The 25,005-nt window shown below is 57.5% G+C and carries 24 protein-coding genes; 13 read left to right on the forward strand and 11 right to left on the reverse strand.

What is annotated here, in order from left to right; genetic code table 11:
- Positions 1–174: 174 nt before the first annotated feature.
- From ACIDOCELLA78_RS000000108495 to ACIDOCELLA78_RS000000108505, 3 genes are all read right to left on the reverse strand, one after another.
- Positions 175–1,002: a response regulator transcription factor gene (locus tag ACIDOCELLA78_RS000000108495; RefSeq protein WP_201729216.1), complete on the reverse strand. Its 828-nt coding sequence runs from the start codon at positions 1,000–1,002 to the stop codon at positions 175–177.
- Between the two features lie 738 nt (positions 1,003–1,740).
- Complete coding sequence (locus ACIDOCELLA78_RS000000108500; protein WP_201729217.1) at positions 1,741–2,493, reverse strand: flagellar hook assembly protein FlgD; 753 nt, start codon at positions 2,491–2,493, stop codon at positions 1,741–1,743.
- 48 nt (positions 2,494–2,541) lie between these two features.
- The gene (locus ACIDOCELLA78_RS000000108505; protein ID WP_201729218.1) at positions 2,542–3,291 is read right to left on the reverse strand and encodes a flagellar hook-length control protein FliK; all 750 of its coding nucleotides are present in this window, start codon (positions 3,289–3,291) and stop codon (positions 2,542–2,544) included.
- A gap of 115 nt (positions 3,292–3,406) precedes the next feature.
- Here ACIDOCELLA78_RS000000108505 and ACIDOCELLA78_RS000000108510 point away from each other — a divergent pair, with 115 nt between their 5' ends.
- The 13 genes from ACIDOCELLA78_RS000000108510 to ACIDOCELLA78_RS000000108570 all read left to right on the forward strand — a co-directional run bounded on the left by ACIDOCELLA78_RS000000108510 (position 3,407) and on the right by ACIDOCELLA78_RS000000108570 (position 15,800).
- Positions 3,407–3,637, forward strand: a complete 231-nt coding sequence (locus tag ACIDOCELLA78_RS000000108510; protein ID WP_201729219.1) for a hypothetical protein — start codon at positions 3,407–3,409, stop codon at positions 3,635–3,637.
- A gap of 168 nt (positions 3,638–3,805) precedes the next feature.
- Complete coding sequence (locus ACIDOCELLA78_RS000000108515; protein ID WP_201729220.1) at positions 3,806–4,099, forward strand: hypothetical protein; 294 nt, start codon at positions 3,806–3,808, stop codon at positions 4,097–4,099.
- Positions 4,100–4,193: 94 nt separating this feature from the next.
- Positions 4,194–5,738, forward strand: coding sequence for a flagellar hook protein FlgE (flgE, locus tag ACIDOCELLA78_RS000000108520; RefSeq protein ID WP_249676255.1), 1,545 nt, complete (start codon positions 4,194–4,196; stop codon positions 5,736–5,738).
- Positions 5,739–5,781: 43 nt separating this feature from the next.
- A complete protein-coding gene (gene flgK / locus ACIDOCELLA78_RS000000108525; RefSeq protein ID WP_201729221.1) occupies positions 5,782–7,242 on the forward strand; it encodes a flagellar hook-associated protein FlgK in 1,461 nt (486 codons plus the stop codon).
- Complete coding sequence (locus ACIDOCELLA78_RS000000108530) at positions 7,239–8,300, forward strand: flagellin (protein WP_201729222.1); 1,062 nt, start codon at positions 7,239–7,241, stop codon at positions 8,298–8,300. The genes flgK and ACIDOCELLA78_RS000000108530 overlap by 4 nt, the downstream gene beginning before the upstream one ends.
- A gap of 96 nt (positions 8,301–8,396) precedes the next feature.
- The gene (locus ACIDOCELLA78_RS000000108535) at positions 8,397–9,290 is read left to right on the forward strand and encodes a flagellin (RefSeq protein WP_201729223.1); all 894 of its coding nucleotides are present in this window, start codon (positions 8,397–8,399) and stop codon (positions 9,288–9,290) included.
- Between the two features lie 70 nt (positions 9,291–9,360).
- Positions 9,361–9,759, forward strand: coding sequence for a flagellar biosynthesis repressor FlbT (locus ACIDOCELLA78_RS000000108540; protein WP_201729224.1), 399 nt, complete (start codon positions 9,361–9,363; stop codon positions 9,757–9,759).
- Positions 9,760–9,792: 33 nt separating this feature from the next.
- Positions 9,793–10,134 (forward strand): flagellar biosynthesis regulator FlaF, encoded by a 342-nt coding sequence (locus ACIDOCELLA78_RS000000108545; protein ID WP_201729225.1) that lies wholly within the window; start codon positions 9,793–9,795, stop codon positions 10,132–10,134.
- 21 nt (positions 10,135–10,155) lie between these two features.
- Positions 10,156–11,028, forward strand: coding sequence for a DUF1217 domain-containing protein (locus ACIDOCELLA78_RS000000108550; protein WP_201729226.1), 873 nt, complete (start codon positions 10,156–10,158; stop codon positions 11,026–11,028).
- Between the two features lie 50 nt (positions 11,029–11,078).
- A complete protein-coding gene (locus tag ACIDOCELLA78_RS000000108555; RefSeq protein WP_201729227.1) occupies positions 11,079–11,864 on the forward strand; it encodes a hypothetical protein in 786 nt (261 codons plus the stop codon).
- A gap of 4 nt (positions 11,865–11,868) precedes the next feature.
- Positions 11,869–14,058, forward strand: a complete 2,190-nt coding sequence (locus ACIDOCELLA78_RS000000108560) for a hypothetical protein (protein ID WP_201729228.1) — start codon at positions 11,869–11,871, stop codon at positions 14,056–14,058.
- Positions 14,059–14,089: 31 nt separating this feature from the next.
- Positions 14,090–15,289 carry a pyridoxal phosphate-dependent aminotransferase gene (locus ACIDOCELLA78_RS000000108565; RefSeq protein ID WP_201729229.1) on the forward strand — a complete coding sequence of 400 codons (1,200 nt, stop codon included), beginning with the start codon at positions 14,090–14,092 and terminating at the stop codon, positions 15,287–15,289.
- Between the two features lie 28 nt (positions 15,290–15,317).
- A complete protein-coding gene (locus ACIDOCELLA78_RS000000108570; protein ID WP_201729230.1) occupies positions 15,318–15,800 on the forward strand; it encodes a nuclear transport factor 2 family protein in 483 nt (160 codons plus the stop codon).
- 58 nt (positions 15,801–15,858) lie between these two features.
- Here the strand turns inward: ACIDOCELLA78_RS000000108570 and ACIDOCELLA78_RS000000108575 are convergent, their stop codons facing one another.
- The 8 genes from ACIDOCELLA78_RS000000108575 to ACIDOCELLA78_RS000000108610 form a co-directional block, all read right to left on the reverse strand.
- Entirely contained in the window at positions 15,859–18,180 is a 2,322-nt protein-coding gene (locus tag ACIDOCELLA78_RS000000108575) for a hypothetical protein (protein WP_201729231.1), read from the reverse strand.
- Positions 18,177–18,902 carry a hypothetical protein gene (locus ACIDOCELLA78_RS000000108580; RefSeq protein ID WP_201729232.1) on the reverse strand — a complete coding sequence of 242 codons (726 nt, stop codon included), beginning with the start codon at positions 18,900–18,902 and terminating at the stop codon, positions 18,177–18,179. The genes ACIDOCELLA78_RS000000108575 and ACIDOCELLA78_RS000000108580 overlap by 4 nt, the downstream gene beginning before the upstream one ends.
- On the reverse strand, positions 18,892–19,416 hold the full coding sequence (locus ACIDOCELLA78_RS000000108585) for a DUF6468 domain-containing protein (protein ID WP_201729233.1): 525 nt from the start codon (positions 19,414–19,416) through the stop codon (positions 18,892–18,894). The genes ACIDOCELLA78_RS000000108580 and ACIDOCELLA78_RS000000108585 overlap by 11 nt, the downstream gene beginning before the upstream one ends.
- Before the next feature lie 49 nt (positions 19,417–19,465).
- Entirely contained in the window at positions 19,466–19,933 is a 468-nt protein-coding gene (locus ACIDOCELLA78_RS000000108590; RefSeq protein WP_249676274.1) for a flagellar basal body-associated FliL family protein, read from the reverse strand.
- A gap of 117 nt (positions 19,934–20,050) precedes the next feature.
- The gene (locus ACIDOCELLA78_RS000000108595) at positions 20,051–20,440 is read right to left on the reverse strand and encodes an OB-fold nucleic acid binding domain-containing protein (protein ID WP_249676277.1); all 390 of its coding nucleotides are present in this window, start codon (positions 20,438–20,440) and stop codon (positions 20,051–20,053) included.
- Between the two features lie 118 nt (positions 20,441–20,558).
- On the reverse strand, positions 20,559–23,174 hold the full coding sequence (locus ACIDOCELLA78_RS000000108600) for an error-prone DNA polymerase (protein ID WP_249676280.1): 2,616 nt from the start codon (positions 23,172–23,174) through the stop codon (positions 20,559–20,561).
- Positions 23,174–24,460, reverse strand: coding sequence for a DNA polymerase Y family protein (locus ACIDOCELLA78_RS000000108605; RefSeq protein WP_201729235.1), 1,287 nt, complete (start codon positions 24,458–24,460; stop codon positions 23,174–23,176). Before ACIDOCELLA78_RS000000108605 ends, ACIDOCELLA78_RS000000108600 begins: the two co-directional genes overlap by 1 nt.
- A complete protein-coding gene (locus ACIDOCELLA78_RS000000108610) occupies positions 24,399–24,995 on the reverse strand; it encodes an ImuA family protein (RefSeq protein WP_249676284.1) in 597 nt (198 codons plus the stop codon). Before ACIDOCELLA78_RS000000108610 ends, ACIDOCELLA78_RS000000108605 begins: the two co-directional genes overlap by 62 nt.
- Positions 24,996–25,005 lie beyond the last annotated feature (10 nt).

A 25,005-nucleotide genomic window follows, 5' to 3' on the forward strand; every position in this document is an offset into this window, starting at 1 on the left:
TAAAAAATAATTCTGCTTTGCAGGGTCGCTGATGAGGACAATCGCTCTCCCATCGGGCTGGGGGCTGACAATTTGCCCCGGCGGAGATGCACGGCGAGAACGTGCAGACCTCCGCGCGCGATCCGTCATCCGCGCGGAGGCCGCCTCTTTGCTGTTCGCAAACGTGGGGCGTGATTACCAGTCGGTATCCGATGATGGTGTTTCGGGGTCGTGGGGATTCATGCCCGCGTAAATCTGGGTTTGCAGCGCGTTGTCGAGATCGGCGATGAAGTTTTCGCCGCCGGAGATGAAGTGATAGCCAACGGAATTGAAACTGCGGATCTTGTATTTCTCAAGACCAAGGTTGCGGAGTTTCTTGCGGATACGCGACATGAGGTTGTCGATGCTGCGATCGTTGTAGCCGACGGCTCGGCCCTTGATGGCTGAGGCCATGTCGCCGCGTGACAGAATCTTGTCGGCATTGCGCACGAGGAGGCTGAGCGCCATCAGCTCATAGGGCGTGAAAATTTCATGGAGCACCGCACGGTTGCGGATGTTGAGAAACAGGAAATCCGCAATCGCGACGCTGGGCGTTTCCATGTCTCTGGGGGCATGTTTGGCCTGCCGTCTGACCATGTTGCCGATGCGGATTTCCAGATCGTGCATGCCGATCGAGGCATCGAGAACCTCGTCGGCGCCGATCCGGAACAGGGTCACAGCCACCGCCTCGCTGTAATTCTTTACAAGGACTATGATCGGCCTACGCGTCAGGTCACGAATCTCGGTTATACTGGCCAGAGAGGAAAAATTGTCACCGTTTAGCACAAATATAAATACGTCACTTACAATTATGTTGTCTTTGATATTCTTTTGGATATTATTTTTTATTTCAAAATAATTAACGTTAAATAAATTATTAGGAAAATCGATATTGATATCTTCAGATTCACAGAACAGAGATATGTTGTATTTTTTTATATCAATTTCCATATCAAATTTGCCGTTCTGGGAGAGCGAGTTCATCGAGGTATCCTCATTATTTCGTAATCAAAATTATCCGTTTCGTTTCGATTCAGATAATTCACTCGGTTTTACATAAACGAATACTCTAAATGCACAAGAGATGGGACAATTTGATTCTGTAAGAAGATAAATATTAAGAAAGAAAATATTGTAATCGTATATTTACAATTTATAGAATAATTTACACTTTGGTAAATAATACGAATTATTTTTCGTTTGATTGTAAAAATAAAAATACGTCATGTTTTCAGAGATTTAGAAAATTTGGAGCAGAAAAACCACCATAATCAGTCCTCGACCTGTCGCGCCCGTTGTGAGGGCATTGTGGCCGGCTCGTCTGTCCGTGGAGTGATATGCGATTTTTGAAATACAGCGCGGCGCTGACGGGCTCAGCCGTGCTGCGAAAGCATCACCCGATCAGATGGAGACATCTGATCGCGTAAAGATGCTTTGTTTATCAATATTATAGCGCACTGAATCCGATCCGGATGGATCGGAAAGTGCTCCGGTGACAGGGGACGGTTTTTATGTCAGTATTTATGACGCAATAAGACCAATGCGCGAGACCTGAGCAGCATCCGATCCTTCCGGCGCGGATGATTCTCTTGCTTGGCCCCATTCATATTCACGACCTGCCTGAGAGGGCGCTTCCCCCGTCAGGGAAAACGGAGTTGGCCCGCGGGATGGAGATCGGGGGCTGGCGCCGGTCGGGCGGGGAACCGCCCGGCCGGTCGTATCTCATTTCGTGACGTTGGTGACAGCTGTGAAGGGAATCGCGACGTTGCCGAGTTGCAGCGAAACGCTGTTGGCGCTGCTCGTCACGCCGGTGGCCGTGCCGGTGATGGTGAAGGGGAGGGTGGTGGTGGCGCCATTCGCCCCGCCTTCGACCACGGCGACGTTATAGGCACCGTCCGGCATCTGCGTGCCGGACGCGTCCTTGCCATTCCAGGTCCAGGAATTGCTGCCGGCGGTGGCGTTGATCGCGCTGTCGAGAATCTGCTGGCCGGCGCTGTTGTAAACCGCGACCGCCACCGGGCCGGATGTGGGCGCATTGAAGTTGAGCGTCGCCGTGCCGTTCTGCAGCGGCAGCTGGCTCGATGTTGCGGTGACCTTGCTGCCAAGCATCGCGCTGGCCTGGGTAAGGTCGCCCGCCTGGGTGAGTTGCAGCAACTGCGTCAGGCTCTGGTTGGTGTTGATCTGCTGCTCGACCTGCGAGAACTGCACCAGCTCGGAGGTGAACTGGCTTGAGCTGACAGGGTTGGTGGGGTCCTGATTGCGCAACTGCGTGGTCAGCATGGTCAGGAAGTTGTTGTAGTTCGAGGAGAGCGAACTCAGGGCGTTCGCCGTCGAACTGCCACCGGTGCTGGACGCGGCCGCGCTGCTGGCGGCGCTCGTGCTGGAGCTTGCGCCGCCGATCCCGGCAGCGGCGGCGTTGGCGGCGGCGGTCAGCTGGCTCTGCTGGTAGGCGACTGAGGCGACGCTGCTGGTCATCATGGGCTCCTTTGGGATCGAATTCGGAACGGCGGGTGAAACAAACGGTCAGGCCATGACATTCACGCCGAAGCGGCGCAGCGTCACATTGGCCGGAAGCCCTACGGCTTCCGCAACAGAGGTTGTGGCGGGGCCGGCGGCAATGGACGGGACCTGGTAAACGGGCGCGGCGTTTCGCGCCGAACCGCCCCCGGAGCCCCCTCCAGAGCCCCCCGCAGACCCACCTTGGGGCGCGCCGCCGGAAAACCCGAAGCCGCCGCCGAATCCGGGTTGCGGCTGGCTTGCGGTGCTCGCGCGCGGCTCGATCAGGTTGAAGCTGATGCTCCGGTTGGCTGCTGGCAGGCCGGCCTGGGTCAGGACCTGATCGAGAGTCGTATGGTCGTTCCGCAGGTCGAGCAGCGTTTGCGCATGGCTGGCCCCGATTGTGACCGAGGAGCTGCCATCGGAATGACGGTCGATCTGCAGCGTGACGGTGCCGATAGCCGGCGGCGCCAGCGCGATGGTCAGGCGGGTGCCCGATGCCGCGCCGGCGGCGCCGTGAGAGGCGTCGAGCTTGCTGACATTGACCAGGGCCGCGGAAATCTGGCTCGACGCCGAAGCCGGGCTGGCGCTTGCGGCAGCGCCCGAGGCAGTTGCGCCGCCAGTTTGTGACGGGGCCGCGGCCGATGCGGCGAGCAGGGGCGAGGAAACGGTTCCGGGCGATACGGTCGTACCGGGTTGTCCGGTTGTCCCGGCCGCTGAGGACGGTTTCGCATGGGCCGGCTCGGCGTGCCCGGGCGTGGCGGCGGCGAGCGCCATATGAAACCGCGCCGCGGCCTCATGCGCCAGGGCTGTTTCGGCAGGTGTCGGTCCGGCGGAGGGTGGGCTGCCGGCGGAACCGGCCGCGGCGGAGGACGCGGCGCCGGCGGACGTGTTGCCGGAGGCCGAGGTCGTCGCGGTGCTGCTGGCCGCCGGCTTGCCGGAAATCGATGGCGCAGCGTTCCCGTCGGCTGCTGCGGGGGTCGTTGGGCCGCTGGCGACCGCGTGCGCCGCCGTGGTCACGATCGCGATGACGGGCCCGGTTGGTGCTGGCGGCGTTGCAGGCTGGGCGGCAGGGAGCGCGCTTGCTGGAGCCGCGCTTGCGCCAGATGTCGAGGCGGTGTGATCGGATTTGTGCGAATTGTCCTTCGCCTGTCCGGTAGAGGCACTTGCCGGCGCCGCTGCGGCTGGCGTCGCCGGCTGGGCTCCCCCAGGGTCGGGTTGCGCGATCTGCAACGGCGCGCCCGCTGCATCGACGGCAGGGCGAGCAGCCGTTTTGCCGGACGTTTTGCCCTTGGGATCTGCGCTCGCACTGGATGCGGCCTGGGCCGTGCCGCCAGCGGCGGTGGATTTCGCCTCACCGGATCCTTTGGCCGCCCCGGCCAGCGCGGCGCCGAAGGAAGGCGCATGGCCGCTGCCCGCCGTCGTCTTTGCATCGGCCTGTCCATTTGCGACCGCCGATAGGCGTGGCGCGGTGGACGGTGTCGTCGAGGAGGGTTGGCTGCTGGCGGTGCCGGAGGCGGTGGCGGCCGAGCTTTTGTCCCTTCCCTCAGCGCTGGACGGCGCCGAGATCTGGCTGCCGCCCTGAGGCGGCGGTGGAGCGGGCAGGCCGGGCGCGACGGAGATGACGGTTCCAGAGGTCATGCGAGCTAATAAGCAAAAAACTTGCCAAGACGCGCCTGATGAAAACGCACGGCGATCGCGGCGCAGACTTGCGGTCGGGCGGCAAAAACTGCCGGGTTGGACCGAATGGGCCGGCCGTTTCTGCCGGGTTTCTTCTGCCGGGCGGCGTTGAAACGGCGGCAGGGCGCGCTCCTGCGTCTTGGCATGGTTCGTGCAGCAGCGGGGTGAGCGCGTTTCCTCTCGCCCACAAGGCGACGCTGGCGGCGCGGCGGATGAGCCGTCAACCATTTGGAGCTGAGGACAGGATGTCGATTTTCGGTGCTTTGGATACTTCGGTCAGTGGTCTGCAGGCCCAGTCTGCCGCGTTCACCAATATCAGCGACAATATCGCGAACGCCCAGACGACCGGCTACAAGGGCGTCAACACCCATTTCATCAACTATCTCGTCCAGAGCACAGCTTCCAGCAACGGGCCTGACTCGGTGGTGGCCAACCCCGAATATACCAATACGGTCGAGGGGACGATCACCCAGTCGAGCAATCCGCTTGCCATGGCGATCAACGGCAACGGATATTTCACAGTGTCACTTCCGGGCGCCAGCACAACAGTTGGCGGCAAAACCACCCAGACCTTCAATGCCCAGCAATATTACACGCGTGCGGGCGACTTCAAGCTGAATGCATCGGGCTATCTGGTGAACGGCTCCGGCGCCTATCTCGACGGTTGGTCCGCTGATCCCACGACAGGAACCATCAATACCTCGGCGCTCGCGCCGATCCAGGTCTCCCAGGGGGCCTCGCCGCCGGTGCCGACCTCGAATGTGACGATTTCAGCGACATTGCCGACCACGCCGACAACCACGCCGGTGACGACGCAGGTTGATACGTATGATTCGCTGGGCAACCTGCAGCAGCTGGATCTCCAGTTTTCCTCTCCAACATCAACGACTACCGCGGGTCAGCCAACAACAACCTGGACGCTGACGGCGTCCTCGCCGAATGATACGAGCGGGAAGACCTTCACGGCCAATGTCGTGTTCAATGGGAACGGCACGCTGAATTCCATCACCCCCGCTACCGGCTCGAGCGCCACCGCAACGGGCGGACAGTTGCAGATTTCGCCGACATTCAGCGGCACATCCCAGCCCATCACTCTGGATTTCGGTACGCCTGGCAGCACCACCGGGCTTACCCAGTATGCCGGGACGACGCTGAACCTGCAGGGGGTTACCCAGAACGGATCGCCGTCCGGCAATTTCAGCAATTTGTCGATCGACACGCAGGGCAACATCACCGCGAATTACACCAACGGGTTTTCCAAACTCGTGGCGCAGGTGCCGCTGGCCTCCTTCGCATCGCCGGATGCGCTGCAGAACCAGAGCGGCCAGCTCGAAACAGCCACGCAGGCTTCGGGGTCTGCCACGGTCAACGCCGTTGGCGGGAGCGGCGGATCGCTCGTGACGGGGTCGATCGAGAATTCCAACGTGGATATTGCGACGCAATTCACGGATCTGATCAACGCCCAGCAAGCCTATACCGCGAATACGAAAGTCGTCACCGCGGCACAACAGCTGCTCCAGACAACGGTTAATATGGTTCAGTAATCGTTTACCTTTCCGTAATCATTTCACCGGATAATAAGAGATTATGAGCATCGGAACCGGACTCGCGATCGCCAGCAGCGGGCTGAGCGCGATCGACCAGCAGATGGCCGTCGTGTCGCAGAACGTGGCGAACGCAACGACGCCCGGCTATTCGGTCGAGACCGTCAATCTTTCGACCGAAACCGCCGGTGGCCAAGGGTCTGGCGTCATCGCCGGTCCCGCGACGCGGCAGCTCAACACGGCCATTCAGACGCAGGTCAATCAGTCTCTGGCGCAGAATTCCTATCAGGGCATCGTCTCCTCGACCTTGTCCGGGATCGATCAGGTCATGGGGACGCCGGGCCAGAGCAATGACCTGCCTAGCCTGGTGGCCAATCTGCAATCTGGCTTCCAGACCTTGCTGACCGATCCCTCAAGCGCGGTTCAGCAGCTCTCTGTCGTGAATGCCGCCCAGTCTCTCACGAGCCAGATCAACACGATTGCCAATACCGTCCAATCGGCGGTGCAATCAACCGGGACTACGGTTGCTGCTGACGTCACGAAACTGAACGCCACGCTAACCACGATCGGTTCGTTGAATGCGCAGATCATCAATCTCGGGCAGCAGAACAAAAGCACCGCGGATCTGACAAACAAGCGCGACCTGGCTATTCAGACCGTCGCCTCCCTGACCGGTGCGAAGACGATCACGCAAGCCAACGGCGCTGTTTCCCTGTTTTCGCCGAACGGGATCGAGTTGCCCTTGAGCGGCCAGTCCCAGGTCAATGTTTCGTCGACCGCGGGCGGGACCACATTTTCAGTCGGCGGTACCGCCGTCAGCTTCAGTGGCGAGCTTGGCGGTGCTCAGCAGCTCGTCAACACGACGCTTCCTCAAATCCAGGCAGGCCTCGACTCGTTCTCCCAGGCTCTCTCAAGCCGGTTCGCCAATGCCGGTCTGAGCCTGTTCACGGATCCCTCGGGTGCGGTGCCAACCAGTGCTGGCAACGGATATTCGGCATCCATTACCGTTAACCCCACCGTTACCGCCAATCCCGCGCTGGTGCGCGATGGCACCAATACCGTAACGAATTCATCCGGTGGGGTATTGTTTACACCAAACCCCTCTAATGGTCCGGCGGGCTTCACCGGGCTGATCCAAAATGTTCTGAACGCCGCGCTCGGAACCACAACACTGAGTGGGTCGGCGCAGCCCGCAGCGATTTCCACCTATACGGATGCGTCAGGCACCGCGACGCTCCCCTATTCCGGTTCCGGATCGCTTACGACCGTTGCCTCGAACTTCACCGCCAACGAGGCAACGCTCAGCAGTACGGCAAAAACTGCCGCGACGAATGCGACTAGCCTTTCAACAGCCTTGCAGACGCAGGCTGCGTCCACCAGTGGCGTGAATATAGATCAGCAGATGAGTCTGCTCGTCACGCTGCAGAACGCTTACGCGGCGAACGCCAAAACGGTGACGATCGCCCAACAGATGTGGCAGGCGGTGCAGGCGATGGTCCAATGAGTGCATCCATATCAGGACTCTCCACCGGCAATTTCGGGCTGATCCAGCAGCTCGCGGCGAATTCGGACGTCATCAATCAGAAGCTCGGCCAGCTGACGATCCAGTCACAGACGGGATATGTCGCAACGACCTATGCGGGTCTTGAGAGCGCGCAGGCTGGATCGGCCAGCCCCACGCTCACCGTCAACGCATCGCTCAATACGCTCAATAATACGATCTCAAATCTGAAGGTTGCCCAGGGGCAAATGGGCGTGCAGCAGAATGCGATCCAGACGATCAGCGATATCGCGTCAAAGGCGCTGCAACAATTCCAGAGTGTAAGCTCGCTCACGAGCGGAGCGCTAGACACTGCGGCGGCAACCGCGCGAACAGCGGTGACCCAGATTGCCAGCCTGCTGAACAGCCAGGATGGCACGAGGTATATCTTCGCCGGGCAGGACAGCACGATACCGCCGGTGCCGAACGCGACCAGTTTTACCAGTGCCGCGTTTTACGTGAGTATCCAGAGTGCGACCAGCAACCTTTCGGTTTCGGGTGTGTTCGCGGCGGCGACGAGTGCATCGAACAGCCCATTCTCCAGCACTTTATCGAGCAACGCGGCCGCTCCGGTTGTTCTAGGTGCCGGCGGGGTACCGATCACCACGGGGATCGTCGCTAGCGGTAACCAGTTCATCGGGCAGTCGACGGGAAGCAACACAACTGGGTCCTACATCAAGGACATTCTCACAACGCTTTCCGCGATTGGCAGTCTCAATTCTAGTCAGATATCAAATCCGAATTTCAACGGCTTTGCCAGCGCGATGTCGTCCAGCCTCGGAAACGCAATCAACACGATGGCTCAGGATGCTGGCGCGCTCGGAAATAACCAGGCGCTGGTGAATACGCAAATATCTGATCTGCAGAACACATACACGGCCTTCACAAACCAGGTTGCAGGCTTCGATCAGGTTGATATGGCAAAGACTCTCACGCATTTGTCGTCAACGCAAACGCAATTGCAGGCTTCTTATCAGCTTATCGCCGCGGTGAAAACGATGAGCCTCACTCAATATATTTGAGGCCGAACTTCATCGGGCGTTAACGAGTGCGGCGTAATATACGTCATCTCCGCAAAATGCGGACCAAAGACTGAATGATAGCCAAGGATACAAAGCATGTCCGGTGTGGTTAGCTCGATTATCACCAACTCCGCCGCTATGGTGGGCGTTGAAACCCTCAACTCAATTAACACGGCGCTGAACAGCGTTCAGAACCAGATTTCGACGGGCTATTCTGTCAGCAGCGCCGTTGACAACGGTGCCGCGTTCGCGGTGGCCCAGTCGGTCCGTACCAACATCTCCGGCCTTACGGCGGCAAACCAGCAGCTTGGTGATACCCAGGGGCTGCTTTCGACGACTAATACCGCCCTGACCAATATCTCGAATCTGATGCAGAGCATGGATTCGACGCTGGTGAACTTGTCGAGCTCGTCGATTTCGGACTCCCAAAAGTCACAGTACGCAGCTCAGTTTACGTCTCAGCTAAAAAATCTCCAATTTTATATCCAGGGAGCCGGATATAATGGGCAGACCCTGATTGGGTCCAGCAGCGGCACTCTCAAAACATCTTCGGCCACATTTACGTCCTCTGCCCTGCACGTGTCACTTGATGCTAACGGCAACACAATATCGATCACAGCAAACTCCCTCGGCAGTGTATACAGTGCGTTGTCTACAATCGGAGCGTCGCTCGCAAAAGTTGCTTCCGGCACATACAGCTACGCAACAGTTGCGAACTTTTTGACCGCCACTGGCTCATTCAGCAAACAGGTCTCCAGTGTCGGTTCTTACCTAAATACATATGGTAATTTAACTAACCAAATCGACGCCCAAATTACATATAATCAAAACAAAATGGATGCTCTGAGCAACGGTCTTGGAGCGCTTGTTGACGCTAACATGGCGGCTGAGTCTGCCAAGCTTCAGTCCCTCCAGATCCAGCAGCAGCTTGCGACATCGGCTCTCTCCATCGCGAATCAGCAGCCGTCAATTCTCACGAAGCTGATCTAGCCATCAGCCAGGGGCCGGCCTGGAGACTAGGCAGGCCGGCTCCGTCTCCCGCCTTAAAAAGGATACTCGAATGTCGGTTCTGGTGCTGGAGCTTCGCCAAGGCGATATCATGGTTTTGAATGGCGCACCGATCCGCTTCCGCACAAAATCGCGGATAGAGCTAACCGCGAAGGCTCGCTTCATGTTCGGAAAGCAAATACTACGTCCGGATGAAGTAAATACGCCAGCGAAGCAGATATATTTTGCTCTACAAACTGCATATATTGGAACAACTGAAGAACGTGAATCTGCCCTTTTAAGGGCGCGTGAGCTTATCGAGCAGTTCAAGCAGGCAACCACCTCCCCCCTAGCCCGGGAAATTCTAGACCGGGCGCTTGAATGTGCGAAGGCAGATGATTGTTACGAAGCTCTAAAATTGTCACGGAGGATCATGCGGCACGAGGCAGCGGTCCTGGGGTCATGTCAGTGATAACGAAATGTGGGTCACCAAAAGGGATCATCGATGTCTTATCAAGCAAAAGCTCTTAAAGCTTACGAGTCCGCCAATAGCCTCCGTGATCAGCGGCAGCAGGACGCAGAGGTCTTTCGTAGCGTCAGTGTGTTATTACGGTCGGCAGATAATGAACTTGAACGTGTCAAGGCGCTGTCTACAGCAAGAAGAGTTTGGCAAACAGTTTTAGCTACAAATCTAGACCCACTAAATCCATTACCAGAATCATTGCGAGTTCAAATTGTATCTGTTGCAAACACTGTTCTTAGACAGATGAATTTAGAAACCATAGACGTTGATTTCATTGCAACAATTTGCGATAATTTTGCAAATGGCTTGAGTGGTAGGGCGTAACATAAAGCTACGGAGCAATCTGTGTCTGTTTCGTTTTCGTCCAACATAAATTCGCTATTTGCGGCATCCGGCGTTGGTTCATCATCCAACACAGTATCTCTGCTTCAGGCGAGTTACGGTGGAACAGTAGGCGCAACAACATTTAGCTCACAAAATCCCATCCTTGCCCTCGACATCGCGCAGCGGAATGAGACGAAAGATATCCAAGCGCAGGCTAAAACTCCTCAAGTTCAGAGGGATATCGCCGCTTTTACAAAGGCGGTTAACAAAGCAAAATCACCTAAAGAACTATTATCAAATCCAACAGTTCTAAAGGTACTTCTGACTGCAAATGGACTGGGTGCAGAGGCAGGATTTCCGGCGCTTGCGCAAAAGGCGTTGCTATCGAATCCAAAAGACCCCAACGGTCTCGCAAATCAATTAGCCTCAACGAACACGCAATGGCTGGCAACAGCACAGCTATATCAATTTTACTCGCAGGGGCTGTCAGTAATTAAAAAGCAGTCAACAATCTCAACTTTGACAAATGCTTATGCAGAGGTATTATGGCGTCAGTCTCTTGATAAGCAAACGCCTGGTTTATCTAATGCCCTTTATTTTATTCAAAATGCCTCAAAATTTACGAACGCCACGCAAATTCTAGGTGACGCTGTCATGCGATCGGTTGTCACAACAGCGCTCGGATTACCCCAGCAAATAGCGTTTCAGCCTCTAAATGCACAAGAGCAAGCGATAAATAGTCGCCTGGACGTAACGAAATTTCAGGACAAGAATTTTGTGCAGTCTTTTACAGACCGTTTCCTAGCCGTGACCCAAGCGAGTCAAATGGGTGGTAATGGTGCATCGGCTAACCTGATCTCTCTTGCTGTTCAAGCCAGTTCTCTTACTGCATAGTATAATCGAGTACGTCGAGGAAAAATAAAGATGTTCAAAAGGAACATAAAATGAATGAAGTAGAAAGCAATATTCCGTTCGAATTTATATCTGTAAGACCGAGTACGCATGAAATAATTCGAAATCGAGTGCGGCAGTTGATTGAGCGCGGACAGTTGAATGCCGCCGCGCTTCTATTGCCGTCGTTGAGGCGCCTTGGCGAAGATTTTGGTATGATTGCGGTGCTTGAAGCCATGATTCAATTTAGCCTGGGTGATCGCGGTCGCGCCAAACAGATCGTGGCGGATGCGCTTATTGAGCATCCTGGTCATCCGCTTTTGCTACGCATGACCGCTGAGATCAGCCTCGATGAACATGATTGGATCGAGGCCGCAAAAGCGTCAGCGGAAGCAATTACCTTTAATCCACGAGATGCGACTTCGAAATCTATGCTTGGTCGAGCATTGCTAGAACTCGGGCAGGAAGACGAAGGAGTTGTTTGCTTGCGTGAGGCTTTGGTCGATATGCCAGATAATCTACAAATTTTACGTGCTTTAGCGCGGTCGGCTCCTGGTGAGGCGGAAATCGCTACGAAGGCGGCCCTTGATCGATTTGGGTCTCGTGCTGATGGAGATCAAACACAGAAATTGGAACTCACGCATGTCTTGATTTCTTCACTCCTTGCGCGTGGTGCCTTTGAGGAAGCCTCATCTCTTATCAGCGATCTTATTATTGACGGCATTGCCAATCTTGATACTTGCCTTCTTGCCGTACAGGTGGCCACAAATACAGGTAATTGGGAGGAGGCGACAACATTATTTAACGCCGCGACGCGCTCTTTACCGCGGACTGTTTGATTCTATGAATGGGCGTGCCGTGGTGGCGGAAGATAGACGGCGGGCGGCCGATTTTATAGCGATGGCGTTAGCTGCTGAGGTAGATTGCTCTGATAAATCTCCGCTGTGTTTACTTGAAATGGCAGCTTACGTTGCTCCTAGTTGGGATGAGCCATGGATTAGGCTTGCGCAATATATGCGTGGGCAAAACAAGATTGTAGAGGCCCGGGAATATTATCGCAGGGCGACATCTTTGCCTATATGTCGTAATGAACCGTTCATTGCTGCGGGTGTTTTGGCGCTGCGAGACAATGATCCTCTTGAAGCATTTTCATATCTTGAGGAAGCTACCAGGCGGGCGCCAGATAATGATGAGGCATGGCATGCATTTTCGATTGCGTGTCTTGCACTTGGAGTTGTTGGATTATCCCTTGAGGCTGTCACTCGAGCAGGCGTATTAGCGCCACATTGTTTGCGGTATGCAATGATGCACAGTGACGTCCTTGCGGTAGTGTCCGGTAGTTCTGATATCTCGGTTGAGGTACCCCAATGGACACCCGCCGTACAGCTTGCCCTTGAGGCGCGGAAATCGCGTCGCCTGGGCTATCTTCAGGAGGCGATTGCATTTTCAGAAGCGGCGTTAAAGCTTCAGCCCGGGGATCCTGACTTACTCCAACTTCATGCGGATTTCGAATTATCTTGCCAAGAGCCTGAGCGGGCTGAACTTTTTCTCCGAGATGCGCTCAAGCAGCGGCCGGGGGATATCGATATAACAAATGATTTGGCCGTTTCTCTTGGTCGGCAATATCGATATGGAGAGGCGGCTGATCTATTAGACTCATTAATAATTCCACCTGAAAGTTCTTCAACTGTTCTTCTTAATCGTGCTACTATTCGTGCATCGTCTGGTAATATTTCAGGTTCAATTGATGATATTCAAACTGCGGCTCCTTACGCAGAAAAAGGTTTGTTGTATCAAACGGAAAGTACTTTGCTTCCTTATAAATACGGTACAACAGCTGGTGATCTCTTTGCCGCTATGCGGAGATTGGCTTCCACGCTACCCGAAGAATGTCCTCCCCTCGCAAAGATAACTGATTTCCGACCCGACAAGGTTCTGCGGGTGGGAGTTCTCTCACATACATTGAGGCAGCATCCTGTTGGTTGGCTTACTTTCGCTGGGCTAGAAAATTTGGATTGGTCAATGTTCGAGCTGCATTGCTTCGGGCACTATACTGACCACGATCGGTTTGCAAAAAGACTTTCCGGCTTCAGTGCGTCATGGCACGAATGCACTGGCATGGGGGTCAGAGAGATTGCAGAGTTGATCGCCGAGAATATGATTGATATCCTTATTGACCTAAGCGGTATCGGTGACGGTGGTTTATTGGGTGCTTTGGCTTACCGGCCTTCGCCGGTTCAAATAAAGTGGGTTGGCACACAAGCATCTACAACGGGTATGAAGCGTGTGGACTGGATACTCACGGACCGGTGGGAAACGCCTGTGGGTTATGAGCAGTTTTACACAGAACGTTTATTGCGGCTCCCTGATGGCTATGTTTGTTACTCGCCGCCACCTGACCCGCCTTCAGTTACGGCGCTTCCTGCCCGTGCAAATGGATATGTTACTTTCGGTTGCTTTAATAATCTTTCAAAAATTACTGACGAATCTCTCTCTCTGTGGGGAAGAGTTTTGTCTCACCTTCCAAATTCACGGCTAATTTTGCGATGCCCACAATTTTCTGAAGTTGGTGTTCCGGATAGGTTTCTAAAGCGGGCAGCTGAAATTGGCATAAATCTTGACCGACTTGAATTGCGGGGGCGTGCTGGGCACCATCAATTTATAATTGGATATCAAGATGTTGATGTTGCTCTAGATCCGATACCTTATTCTGGCGGATTGACGACGTGCGAAGCTTTGTTCATGGGGGTTCCTGTCATCACACTAGCTGGAGACTTTTTTGCTGCGCGGCACTCAGTCAGCCATCTTTCCAATGTCGGTCTTTGTGATTGCGTGACCGATAGTACGGATTCCTATGTTGATAAGGCCGTTGCGATGGCGTCGGATCTGGAAGCCCTAGCGAGCCTTCGTGCGGGTCTCCGGCAGCGGGTTTTGGAAAGCCCACTTTGTGATGCCCCGCGCTTCGGACGAAATCTTGGGAACGCGCTAAGGAGCGCTTGGAAGGAATGCTGCCAACTCGGCGCATGCACTTGAATATTTTGGTCGGGTGTGGTGCTGAGGCGGGATGAACCCGTTTTCTTTACGTGTCACCCGGACCCGACCTGCCGCTACATTTGCAACTGCTGCGCTTGCACGCTCTCTCCGAGCTGCGGGTCGTGATGTTATTTCGCTGGCCATCGGCGAGCCTGATTTTCCGACGCCCAATCACGTCATTGAAGCCGCTCACAAAGCTGCACTTGACGGGCAGACACGATATCCGCCGATTGCGGGCACTGAGGCCCTGCGCTGTGCTGTCGCTCGAAAGTTTGGACGAGATCAAGGGCTCAAGGTGGCGCCGACGGATGTTTTGGTAACAAACGGCGGCAAGCAGGCAATTTTCGATGCCGTTATGGCTGTTGTTGAACAAGGTGACGAGGTGGTTATCCCCGCGCCGTGCTGGGCCGGGTATATTCAGGTCGTTGAGTTCGCGGGCGGGAGCCCTATTTTTGTCCCGTGCCCGGCGGAAAACGGCTTTCGGCTTTCTGCGTCGGACCTTTCCGCGGCGATTGGACCGCGCAGTAAGTTACTTCTCTTGAATTTCCCCAACAATCCGTCCGGGGCTGTTGCTGATGCGGCCATGCTGCGTGACATTGCAGAGGTGTTGCGAAAACACCCTCAATTACGGGTGGTATCGGACGATATCTATGAGCACCTGGTTTTCGATGGGTTGTGCAAAACTCTGGCTGCCGAAGCGCCAGACCTGTCAGACCGCATTCTGACGATGTCTGGTGTATCGAAGTCCTATGCGATGACTGGCTGGCGGCTGGGGTTTTGCACGGGGCCACGCGATTGGCTCGATGGGATGCTGGTTGTGCAGGGCAGCTCGACAGCTGGTGTGTCAACGATCAGTCAGGCTGCGGCGGTGGCTGCACTCGATGGTCCCCAGGACATTCTGGAGGAGCGCCGAGCTGTCTATCACCAGCGAAGCATCAGGGTTGTTGACGCGCTCGCTCGGGCACCTGGTCTTTCCTGCTCTCCTCCCCAAGGCGCATTTTATGCGTTTCCGTCAGTAAAAGGCCTCCTTGGGCGCCGTACTCCAAGAGGCCGTCTGCTGGTAAACGACGAGGACTTTGCCGGCGCACTGCTTGAGGAAGCTCTTGTGGCGACTGTTCCGGGGACAGCTTTTGCCATGTCGGGTCATATTCGACTATCGACGGCCGCGGCTGACATGGACCTCGACATCGCGTGTTCCCGCATCGTGGATTTCTGCAAAGCTTTGGTCTAATTCAAGTAAAACACTTGAGGTGATTGCCGTGACCGTCCAGAAGCCCCCTTTTCCACCTTTTGATTCGCAAAGCGCGGCGTTGAAAGTTCGTCTTGCGGAAGATGCTTGGAACTCCCGAGATCCTGTGCGCGTGGCTGGCGCGTATACTGAAGACAGCGCCTGGCGCAACAGAGATGAATTTTTCGTGGGGCGCACTTCGATTATCGCGTTTCTCCAACGAAAGTGGGAAAGGGAGCTGGAATATAGGCTTGCCAAGGCGCTTTGGGCATTTACCGATAATCGTATCGCTGTGCGGTTTCAGTATGAATACCGGTGTGCAGATGGCCAGTGGTTTCGGGCCTATGGCAACGAACAGTGGGAATTTGATGAAAATGGCCTGATGAGACGCCGCGAAGCTAGTATCAACGACAAACCAATTGACGCCGCTGAAAGACGGTTTTTGTGGCCTTTGGGCGCCCGTCCAGAGCATCATCCTGGGATAGAGATGTTGGGTTTCGGTTCGCGACCTTAAAAACTGCAAAAATTTTCATATTGAAAATCGGACGGGAATCGCGTCATATAAATAAGAATCACTTTGTGACATCTTCAAGGGATTTAATCTTCCTTATTGCATCCTGAAGATCTGAATTTTTAGAAATAGGCTCGCTAGTTATTATTTGAAATAGTGCTGATTCTGGTCCAGGAAGTATCCGATTGAGATAGGTTTGGCGCAAATTATCAATTGTTTTTTTGTCATTGTTTTTATAAGCCGCTGTCGCGAGCTGGTTTATAATATCTGACTGTTTCTTGTTCAATTTATTTATATTTTTGAGATATTTTGATGCATAGTTAGAGAGTCTTTCTTCTTCAGTTTGCCAGTTTTTTTGCGTGTGCGAGTGATCTGCTTCAGCAATCAGGTGACTCTTTTTGCTGGAAGGGTGGTTCGTTACAGTTGGATTCAGTTTTTCTGAAATGAGCTTGTATAACGTGCGTCTTTTCTGAATTATGTCGTCGTTATTGGATAATCCGTTCGTTTTATCTAGTGTTTTCTTTGCAAAATTGAATTGATTATTCTTGAATTGTTCATTTGCCAACATTAGTCCAAGTGAAGGCAGATTTTCTGGTTTTTCATTTTTTTGTATGAGATATTCAAGCGCAGGAATTGAGTTTTCTGGAAGCCCTAATTGATTAAAATTATTTATCATATATTTCACATATTTTAACTCATTATTATTTTTTGGAATAAGGTCAATATTATCTTGGAGGATCGATGCTGACCCTAATGGCCCGAGCTTGGATAACTGGTTGGAACTCGTTAGATCTGAAAATAATTTTTGTCGAAGGCGATTGATTTTGTTGGATTTGCTGGGAAATAGCATTAAATCATGCTTGAGTTCTGACATCGCGGAGGGCCAATCATTGGCTTTTGCATACAATTTTGCCACCTCCATGCGAAGATTTAATTCGTGCTTCGCCGCTCTCCAGTCATAAACATGACGCAATAGCTGATCGGCTGCGGAATGTGCGCTTAATTTATGTGTTTTGTATTCGAGATATATCTTATGTGAATTGGCAAGTCCAAATGCTTTATTATTTCGCGTGTGAAGGATATTGTTGTAGATAGAAATTGCCTTATTGAGATTGCCATTTTTTTCATAATAGTTCCCAATATAAAAATTAAATATTGAGTTTTTTGGAAAAAAATTCATATATTTCTTGAATGTATCAAAATTACTTGTATTTATAAGTGATTTTGCAACGGTTGGAAGAATACCATTTCTTATTAGTGTCGGAAGAGATAATATATAATTTATTCCAGACTTTATTCCATTGATGGACTTTTTATATTTGCCTTTCTTGGCGTATGCCAAGGCGCTTAGTGTGTCTTTTATTTTTGAATTATTTTTGATTTTTCCGAGATTATCTAGTGCCCCCGCGGGGTTATTGGAAATGATATTCGCGACGGAGTGCAAAAGGTTCCATTGCTCGCCTTCTGTAATCAGTGGTTGAGTTTGCGCAAGCCGGTCAAGTGCGCCGATGGCTTCGGGGCCCATATCGAGTGCGAGCATCACCCGAACCAGCTTGAATGTTGCTTCTTCTTTATCGAGAGCCGGCGCCTGGGTCACGGCGATGCGTTGCAGCCCTAGTCGCTGTCGTAGGCCGATCAGATTGTAACGTGGAAGATCAAGGCCATCGGGTGTTCTTGAAGCCGCAGTAAGGGGAGGAACCAGAAGCGGATTACCGATTGGCAGACCGGTGCCGGCTTTCAGGGAGCCCAGGCTGAACCCGCCAGCTTGACGGGACAGCGCGACCTCATCGGACGATGCGATGACGGCAATGCCTCGGGATGTTGGCAAAAACCTGTATCCTGGCCCGCTTGGCGCGTCGCTCAAGGCCGTTGTCCCGGTCACGGTACCGATCAACAAGGGTCTTCCGGTTTGTGGATCGGCCATTGTGACGATGGGCCCGGCATCGGTGCAACCGAGGTTTATAAAGCCCTTGTCGAAAGAAATCTTGACGTTGTTTTGGGGCGCCGATTGGGTCAGGTTGACATGGATTGAGCTGTTGCCGGCCTGCGTCGATAATGATTGCCCTGCAGGTGTCGGTATCTTGAGAACTGTGGAATTCTGAAGATGAATGACGGCGGCTTTCTGATTGCCAGTTATTTTTTTGAGCGCATATGCTTTTATTGGAAAGCTGCCAGCCAATACCAGATAAGAATTGCCTCCCTCTTCGAAAATGGATTGTCCGACATTGGCGGGCACCAGGTTATCCGGCACCAGGATACGAAACCAGTATGACGATGAATTGCCGAAGGCTGCGTGCGGAATACCTCCGCCGAGCGCAAGCGATATATAGGCGACATATCTGAATTTTTTCCTGTTGGCAGCGGCCATGCGGGAGCGGGTCATGGTGCACCATCAGGCAGAAGGGATGCGACTGGTTGAGGCTTGGGCGTCATGGCCGTCATGCCGGCGAGCTTCTCTGTGACGATTTGTGCCTTTTCTGGGCTCATGTCGGCCAGAATGGGCGCCGATTTTCGGCTGCTCATGCGCTGGATCACATTCAGGACGATTTTGGGATCGAGACCGTCAAATATGCGTGCAGCGCTCCGGGGATCCATCGTTTCGTAGGTTGAAACCAAAGCGGTCCATTTCTTTTGATCTGCGGCTTTGTGAGCGGCATTGATCTGCTCAAGCTTCTGCGCCAGCGGCTTGATCGCCGCTATTTGCTTGGCGATGGCTTCCTTTTCCACGGCCAGTTCCGCCTCTTGGCGGTTCAGTGCCGCGGCGCGCGAATCAAGCTGCTCGGCCCGTTGCTTGAGTTGAAGCAAAAGCTTGCGTTCGCCGGTCTGGTCCAGAGGGTCTGGCTTGCAGAGAGGAGGAGGCGGGGGCTTGTCTTTCCAGTTGGCCACGGGTTCGTAGGCCGAGGGAGCGGAATTCCCGCTCTTTGTTCCGGAATGCTTGTCCTGGGCCTGGTGAAGGCTTGTGGACGCCTTTTCGGACGTTGAGGCGCCCGCGAAAGCTGCATCCACAAGCCCGGCCGACTTGAAGAGAATGGTTCCGCACAGACAAAACGTCACGATCGGCAGTAGGCGTGGCAGTCCGCGGGATTGCAGCTCATCAGGTGGCATCTAGCAGCATCCGGGCAAGGTCGCGCTCGGCTCTGCTTTGCAGCTTCGCGGGGCGCCGGGATTGGTTCGAACGGTGCAGGGGGTTTGGTTTTGCCATCAGCACCCCGCGCGGCGAAGCTACGGCGTCTTGAGGCTTCAGGTCGATCACGGCCGCAGACGTATCGGACATATCGAAGCCCTCCTTGCTCTCGGCGCGCTTTTGGGTGTCCGCGGCGATATTGGCCTGGCTGATCAGTTCGTCGAGACGGGTGGTGGAGGCGGCGGCGGCCTTGCACGCCTCCTCCAGGGCGGTGAAACTCTGGCCGGCCTGCTCCTTCAGACGTTCGGTGGCGGATATGGCGGAGCTGACCGATGTGCCGATCTGGTCGACCAGTTCCTGCAGGGCATGGCGATCGGCGCGCATCTGGAGAATGGATTTGTCCAGGCGGCGTGCATAAACCAGCGTGAAAACAAGAACTCCAAATAATACGCTCTGAAATCCCCATGCGCCATAAGTCAGGATATAGGTCAGCATTTTTTCACCATTTCGACAATTTTTGCTTCGACGCTGGTAGATATCAGTATTATTGAACGATCAGTTCCTGAAACAGGATGTCTTTCACCACGGCAGGCGCCGTCGCCACCTCGACGCGATCGATCAGGGCTTCCCGCAGGCGGTAGGTGCCGGATGCGCCGCGCAGTTCGCCTGGACGCATGGCACGGAGATAGGTCTGGAACACATCGACGATGCGGGGCATGTCGGCCGTCGCGATTTTTGCGGATTTCTGATCCGCAAGTTCGATGGTGGCTTCAAGTTTCACATAGGAGTCCTGGCCATTGGGGACGTCGAGATTCGCGACGATTTCCGGGATTTTGACGTAAACCGGCCCGGTTACTTTCGGCGGTGGTCTCTCCCCGAGCATGCGCGGCAGGATACCGGTGATCCACAGGCCGCCGATCAGCAGCAGAAACGCGGCGACCGCACCGCCGATGAAGATCAGCTTGCGCTTTGACGGCTTTGCCGGCACCGCCTCGCCCTCGGCTTCGGGCAAGGTTTCGTCGGCTGCATTTTTTGCGGCTGTCGGTGGCTTGGCCATAGATTGTCCTCTGATCCTCTGAGGCGATTATCTTGGATGAATATTAATGGATGGTTATGTTCCGTTTGGGCATCAGTGAAAATCACGGCTTCGTGGCGCTGTTCGCCGTTCCGGCCTCGATTTCCCTTGACCGCCCGCCTCGCTCGCTGCCTCTGGCGGGTCGAGCCGGTCGAGCCGGTCGAGCAGGGGCGATAAATCGGCAAGCGTATCGACCAGAACATGCACGATCGTGACATCCCTCTCGACGCCGCGTTGCACCCGGCCTCGCACGCCGAGGAGCCGGGCGGAGACGATCTCCTGTCGCAGTGCCTCGACGCGGGCGGGCCAGACAATCAGGTTGGCGATGCCGGTTTCATCCTCGATCGTGATGAATACGGTCCCCTTGGCGCTGCCGGGGCGCTGGCGCACCGTGACCAGGCCGGCAAGGCGGACCTGGCCGCCGTCTTGGACGCGTTCGTCCATGTCCTTGCAGGTGATGGTGCGCGCAGCCGGGGATGGCTTCGCAGCAAGCCTAGTGGATGCGCGCGCAGGGACAGGCCGGTGGCGCGATAGTCGGCGGCCACGTGCTCGCCGTGCTGCATCAGGGGCAGTTCGGGGCGGCGGCAGGGCAGGAAAGCGGCCCGAGCGGGGAAGGGGGCGCATTGTCCACCAGGCCGGCCTGCCAGAGCGCGGTGCGCCGCCCCATGCCCAGAGACCGCAGGGCGCCGGCCTCGGCCAGCGCTTCGAGTGTGGCTTTTGGCAGCGACGCAAGTTCGGGCAGGCCGATTCGCCTCTCGGCCCGCAGGGCGTCGATCCGTGCCGCCCAGTCGGCCCTGAAGCCCCTGATCATCCGCAGGCCGAGCCGCAGCGCCCCGTTTTCCACCGTGCAGTCCCACGCACTCGCCGCCACATCGGCGGCGCGGACGGCGATGCCGTGCTCGCGCGCATCGCGCACGATCTGCGCCGGCTGGTAGAACCCCATCGGCTGCGAGTTCAGCAAAGCGGCGGCGAATTCCGCCGGGTGGTGGCATTTCAGCCAGGCCGAGACATAGACCAGATGCGCGAAGCTCGCGGCATGGCTTTCGGGAAACCCGTAAGTGCCGAAACCCTCGATCTGGCGGAAGCAGCGCTCCGCGAAATCGCGCTCATGGCCGCGCGCGACCATGCCCTCGACCATCCGGGTGAAGAATCGCTCGATCGCGCCGGGGCTGCGGAAGGTCGCCATGGCGCGGCGCAGTTCGTTGGCCTCGCCGGGCGTGAAGCCGGCCGCCTCGATGGCGATCCGCATCGCCTGCTCCTGGAACAGCGGCACGCCGAGCGTCTTGCCGAGGACGGCGCGCAGGGCGGGCGAGGGCATGTTCGTCGCCTCCAGCCCGTTCCGCCGCCGCAGATACGGATGCACCATATCCCCCTGGATCGGCCCCGGCCGGACGATCGCGACCTCGATCACCAGGTCGTAGAAGGTGCGCGGCCGCAGCCGCGGCAGCATGTTCATCTGCGCCCGGCTTTCCACCTGGAACACGCCGAGCGCATCTCCCCGGCACAGCATGTCGTAAACGCGCGGGTCCTCGCGCGGCACGTCGGCCAGATCGGCGATCCCCAGCAGGGCGAAGCATTTGCGGATGCAGGTGAGCATGCCCAGCGCCAGCACGTCGACCTTCATCAGCCCCAGCGCGTCGATATCGTCCTTGTCCCATTCGATGAAGCTGCGCTCCGCCATGGCGGCCGGGCCGACCGGCACGATCTCGTCGAGCCGGGTGCGCGTCAGCACGAACCCGCCGACATGCTGGGACAGATGCCGCGGCAGGTCGACCAGCTCGCGCGCGAGGCCGATGGCCCGCCGCAGGTCCGGCGAGGCCGGATCGAGCCCGGCCTCGCGCAGCCGCTCGTCCGACCACAGCGCATCGCCCGGATTCCAGCTTTGCGCCGCCAGCGTCTCGATCGTCGCCGCTTCCAGGCCGAGCGCCTTGCCGACATCGCGGATCGCGCTGCGCGGCCGATAGTGAATCACCGCCGCCGCGATCGCCGCCCGCGCGCGGCCGTAGCGGCCATAGATATACTGAATCACCTCCTCGCGCCGCTCATGCTCGAAATCGACGTCGATATCCGGCGGCTCGCCCCGCTCGGCCGAGACGAAGCGCTCGAACAGCAGGTCGATCTCGGCGGGATCGACCGCGGTGATGCCGAGCGCGTAGCAGACCGCCGAATTCGCCGCCGAGCCGCGCCCCTGGCAGAGAATCCCCTGCCGCCGGGCGAAGCCGACGATATCGTTCACGGTCAGGAAATAGCGCGCGTAGCCGAGCTGGGCGATCAGGTCGAGCTCGCGGCGGATCGTCGCGGTGATCGCCGCCGGCGCGCCGCCGGGATAGCGGATCGCCGCTCCCGCCCAGGCGAGGTCGGCGAGATGGCCGTCGGGGGTTTTGCCCGGCGGCACCGGCTCGTCGGGATATTCATAGTGTATGTCGCCAAGGGTGAAGCCTACAGCTTCCAGAATCTCGGCCTGAGCCGCGATCGCCCCTTCATATCCGCGGAACAGCCGGGCCATCTCGGCGGCCGGCTTGAGGTGGCGCTCGCCATGCGGCTCGAGGCGCAGACCGGCCTCGGCGATCGTGCAGCCATGGCGGATGCAGCGCATCACGTCCTGCAACGGCCGGCGCGAGGGCGCGTGATACAGCACGTCGTTCACCGCCACCAGCCGCCGCCGTCCGGCCAGGGCGGCGAGCGCCTCCAGCCGCGCGGCGTCGTCCGGCGCATAGCGGCGCGCCGCCCCGAGCCAGACCAGGGCGCCGAAGCCGGCGATCCGGTCGAGGCTGGCGGCGAAGGCGGCATCGGGCCAGGGCGGCGGCATCACGATCAGCGCCATCCCGGCCGCCTGGTCCTCCAGATCGTCGAGGCGAAGCCGGCAGCCGCTTTTCGCTGCCCGCCCCTTGCCGAGGCTGAGCAGCCGGCAGAGCCGACCCCAGCCCTCGCGGTCGCGCGGATAGGCGATGACGTCCGGTCCATCCTCGAAGCCTAGCCGGCTGCCGACCAGCAGGCGCAGACCGCGCCGCTTCGCCGCGACATGCGCGCGCACCACGCCGGCGACGGTGTTCCGGTCCGCGATGCCCAGCGCCGCATGGCCGAGGAACAGGGCCTGGTCGACCAGTTCCTGCGGGTGCGACGCGCCTTCGAGGAAGCTGAACGCGCTGGCGGCGGCAAGCTCGGCATATTCTGTCATCAGAATACCCCGTGGATGAACCATCGGGGCGGCCGCGCGCCGCCGTGCAGCCCGGTGCGAAACACCCAGAAACGTTGCCCCGCCTCATCCTCGATCGCGTAATAGTCGCGCAGCATCTCCACCTCGGCGCGGCCGGCTGCCTCAGGGGATTCGTGACGCCACCATTCGCGTGCGATCCGCTCCGGCCCGGTGGCGCGGGTGATGCGATGGCTGGCTCCGCGCCATCGCATCAGCAGCGGCGGATCGTCGGGCACCGGCGCGATCACCTCGATCCGCTCGGGGCGGACGAACAGCCGGACCGGCCGTGGATGGCCGGCGGGTGGCCAGCCTGGCGGCGGTTCCGTTACCGGAATCCGGCGCATCGCGCGCTCCGGCACATGGCTCGCCACTGGCGCCAGCCGCGACAGCCGGGCCCGGGTGGCCAGAAGGTCGAAGGTTTGGGTGTGTTCCGGCCGAAAAGCGCCGCCCAGCTCCGGCTGTCCCGCTGGCAGTGCTGCCACCTCTCCCTCGATCTCCAGGCCTTCCACGCCGAATCCCGGATCGACCCGGTTCAGACGCTCGGCCAGCAGGCGGCAGATATGCGGCGCATCGCGCGCGGGGGCTGCGAAGCCGATCGTCTCCCCGACCACGCGCGCATCGACCCGCCGGAACCGGACCTGCAAAATCGTCAGGCCGCATTCGGCCGCCTCCAGCCTGTCGCAGAGGCGGATGACAAGCCGGGCCAGCGCCGCCCGCAGTTGTTCGGCCGTCAGCAGTGGCTCGTGATGCGATTCCGCCTCGCGCCATGCGGCCGGCGGCGGCAGGAAATGCAGCGGCTCGGCGACCCTTCCGTGCAGGCGGTCGAGTCTGAGCAGCAGGTCTTCGCTGAAACCGGCCCGGATCTCGCTGCGCGAGAGGCGCGTCAGCGCGCCGATCCGTCTGATTCCAAGCCGGTGCAGCCGCCGCGCAACCGGTGCTTCCAGCCCAAGAGCTGTCACCGGCAGAGTGTCGAGTCTGGCGTCCGACGTTATGCCGTGCCGGGCCAGCGCCCGCGCCGCCATCGCGGTGCCGCCGATCGCGATCCGGGCGCCGGGCAGCATGGCTCCGATCCGCGCGCACAGCCTGGCCTCGCCGCCAAACAGATGGGCGCAGCCGGTGATGTCGAGCAGGAGACCATCCGGCGGGTCCGGCGCCACCAGCGGCGTGAAGCCCTGGCAGCGCAGGGCGAGCTGATCGAGGGCGCGCTCAGCTGGCGCGTCTGAGGGGTTGCTGGCGGGCAATCCCGCCGCCAGCCAGATCGAAAGCATGCGTCGCTCCGTCATGGCCCAGCTCTAGGCCGAAGGCGCCCGGCGGCACGCCGCGCGCATGCAGCAACTCGGCCCGCCAGCGCCGCGCGCCATCCGGCCCGGAAGGTTCTGCGCCAATTCGCCATCTCGTCGAGAACGCATTGGAATCACTTGCCTTTCCCATGTTCAGCACCAGCCCGACAGCCTGGCCCCGCCGTGCCGCCAGTGCGAGGCGGCGCACCGCGAGACGGGAGATCCGCTCCACCGGCCCAGCCGCGTGCAGGCCACCGGCCAGGGCGGTTTCGAGCAGCGCCAGTCGGTCTTGCTCCCGCTCCGCCTCGGCAAGCACGAGCCGGCCGGGATCGAGCGCCAGCCCGGCGAGCCCCGGCGGATAGAGATCGACCGAGGTGCCGACCCAGCAGACCGGCGCGCCTCGCGTGCGGCCAAGCAGTAACGCCGCGAAACTCATGATGGATTGATCGCCGGCGATTTCATGCACCGTCCCCGGCTGGATCTCCGGGCATGGCAGGCCGGAAAATAGCGCCACATTGGTCATGATCCTGTCC

Source organism: Acidocella sp. C78 (assembly GCF_907164655.1).

Coding starts and splice junctions, on each gene's coding strand:
- ACIDOCELLA78_RS000000108535 (WP_201729223.1), top strand. CDS start 8,397: ATGTCCGGTGTGGTTAGCTCGATTATCACCAACTCCGCCGCTATGGTG.
- ACIDOCELLA78_RS000000108530 (WP_201729222.1), top strand. CDS start 7,239: ATGAGTGCATCCATATCAGGACTCTCCACCGGCAATTTCGGGCTGATC.
- ACIDOCELLA78_RS000000108610 (WP_249676284.1), bottom strand. CDS start 24,995: ATGACCAATGTGGCGCTATTTTCCGGCCTGCCATGCCCGGAGATCCAG.
- ACIDOCELLA78_RS000000108580 (WP_201729232.1), bottom strand. CDS start 18,902: ATGCCACCTGATGAGCTGCAATCCCGCGGACTGCCACGCCTACTGCCG.
- ACIDOCELLA78_RS000000108560 (WP_201729228.1), top strand. CDS start 11,869: ATGAATGGGCGTGCCGTGGTGGCGGAAGATAGACGGCGGGCGGCCGAT.
- ACIDOCELLA78_RS000000108565 (WP_201729229.1), top strand. CDS start 14,090: ATGAACCCGTTTTCTTTACGTGTCACCCGGACCCGACCTGCCGCTACA.
- ACIDOCELLA78_RS000000108495 (WP_201729216.1), bottom strand. CDS start 1,002: ATGAACTCGCTCTCCCAGAACGGCAAATTTGATATGGAAATTGATATA.
- ACIDOCELLA78_RS000000108555 (WP_201729227.1), top strand. CDS start 11,079: ATGAATGAAGTAGAAAGCAATATTCCGTTCGAATTTATATCTGTAAGA.
- flgE (WP_249676255.1), top strand. CDS start 4,194: ATGAAAACGCACGGCGATCGCGGCGCAGACTTGCGGTCGGGCGGCAAA.
- ACIDOCELLA78_RS000000108575 (WP_201729231.1), bottom strand. CDS start 18,180: ATGACCCGCTCCCGCATGGCCGCTGCCAACAGGAAAAAATTCAGATAT.
- ACIDOCELLA78_RS000000108600 (WP_249676280.1), bottom strand. CDS start 23,174: ATGACAGAATATGCCGAGCTTGCCGCCGCCAGCGCGTTCAGCTTCCTC.
- ACIDOCELLA78_RS000000108595 (WP_249676277.1), bottom strand. CDS start 20,440: ATGGACGAACGCGTCCAAGACGGCGGCCAGGTCCGCCTTGCCGGCCTG.
- flgK (WP_201729221.1), top strand. CDS start 5,782: ATGAGCATCGGAACCGGACTCGCGATCGCCAGCAGCGGGCTGAGCGCG.
- ACIDOCELLA78_RS000000108500 (WP_201729217.1), bottom strand. CDS start 2,493: ATGACCAGCAGCGTCGCCTCAGTCGCCTACCAGCAGAGCCAGCTGACC.
- ACIDOCELLA78_RS000000108540 (WP_201729224.1), top strand. CDS start 9,361: ATGTCGGTTCTGGTGCTGGAGCTTCGCCAAGGCGATATCATGGTTTTG.
- ACIDOCELLA78_RS000000108585 (WP_201729233.1), bottom strand. CDS start 19,416: ATGCTGACCTATATCCTGACTTATGGCGCATGGGGATTTCAGAGCGTA.
- ACIDOCELLA78_RS000000108505 (WP_201729218.1), bottom strand. CDS start 3,291: ATGGCGCTCGCCGCCGCCACGCCCGGGCACGCCGAGCCGGCCCATGCG.
- ACIDOCELLA78_RS000000108605 (WP_201729235.1), bottom strand. CDS start 24,460: ATGCTTTCGATCTGGCTGGCGGCGGGATTGCCCGCCAGCAACCCCTCA.
- ACIDOCELLA78_RS000000108545 (WP_201729225.1), top strand. CDS start 9,793: ATGTCTTATCAAGCAAAAGCTCTTAAAGCTTACGAGTCCGCCAATAGC.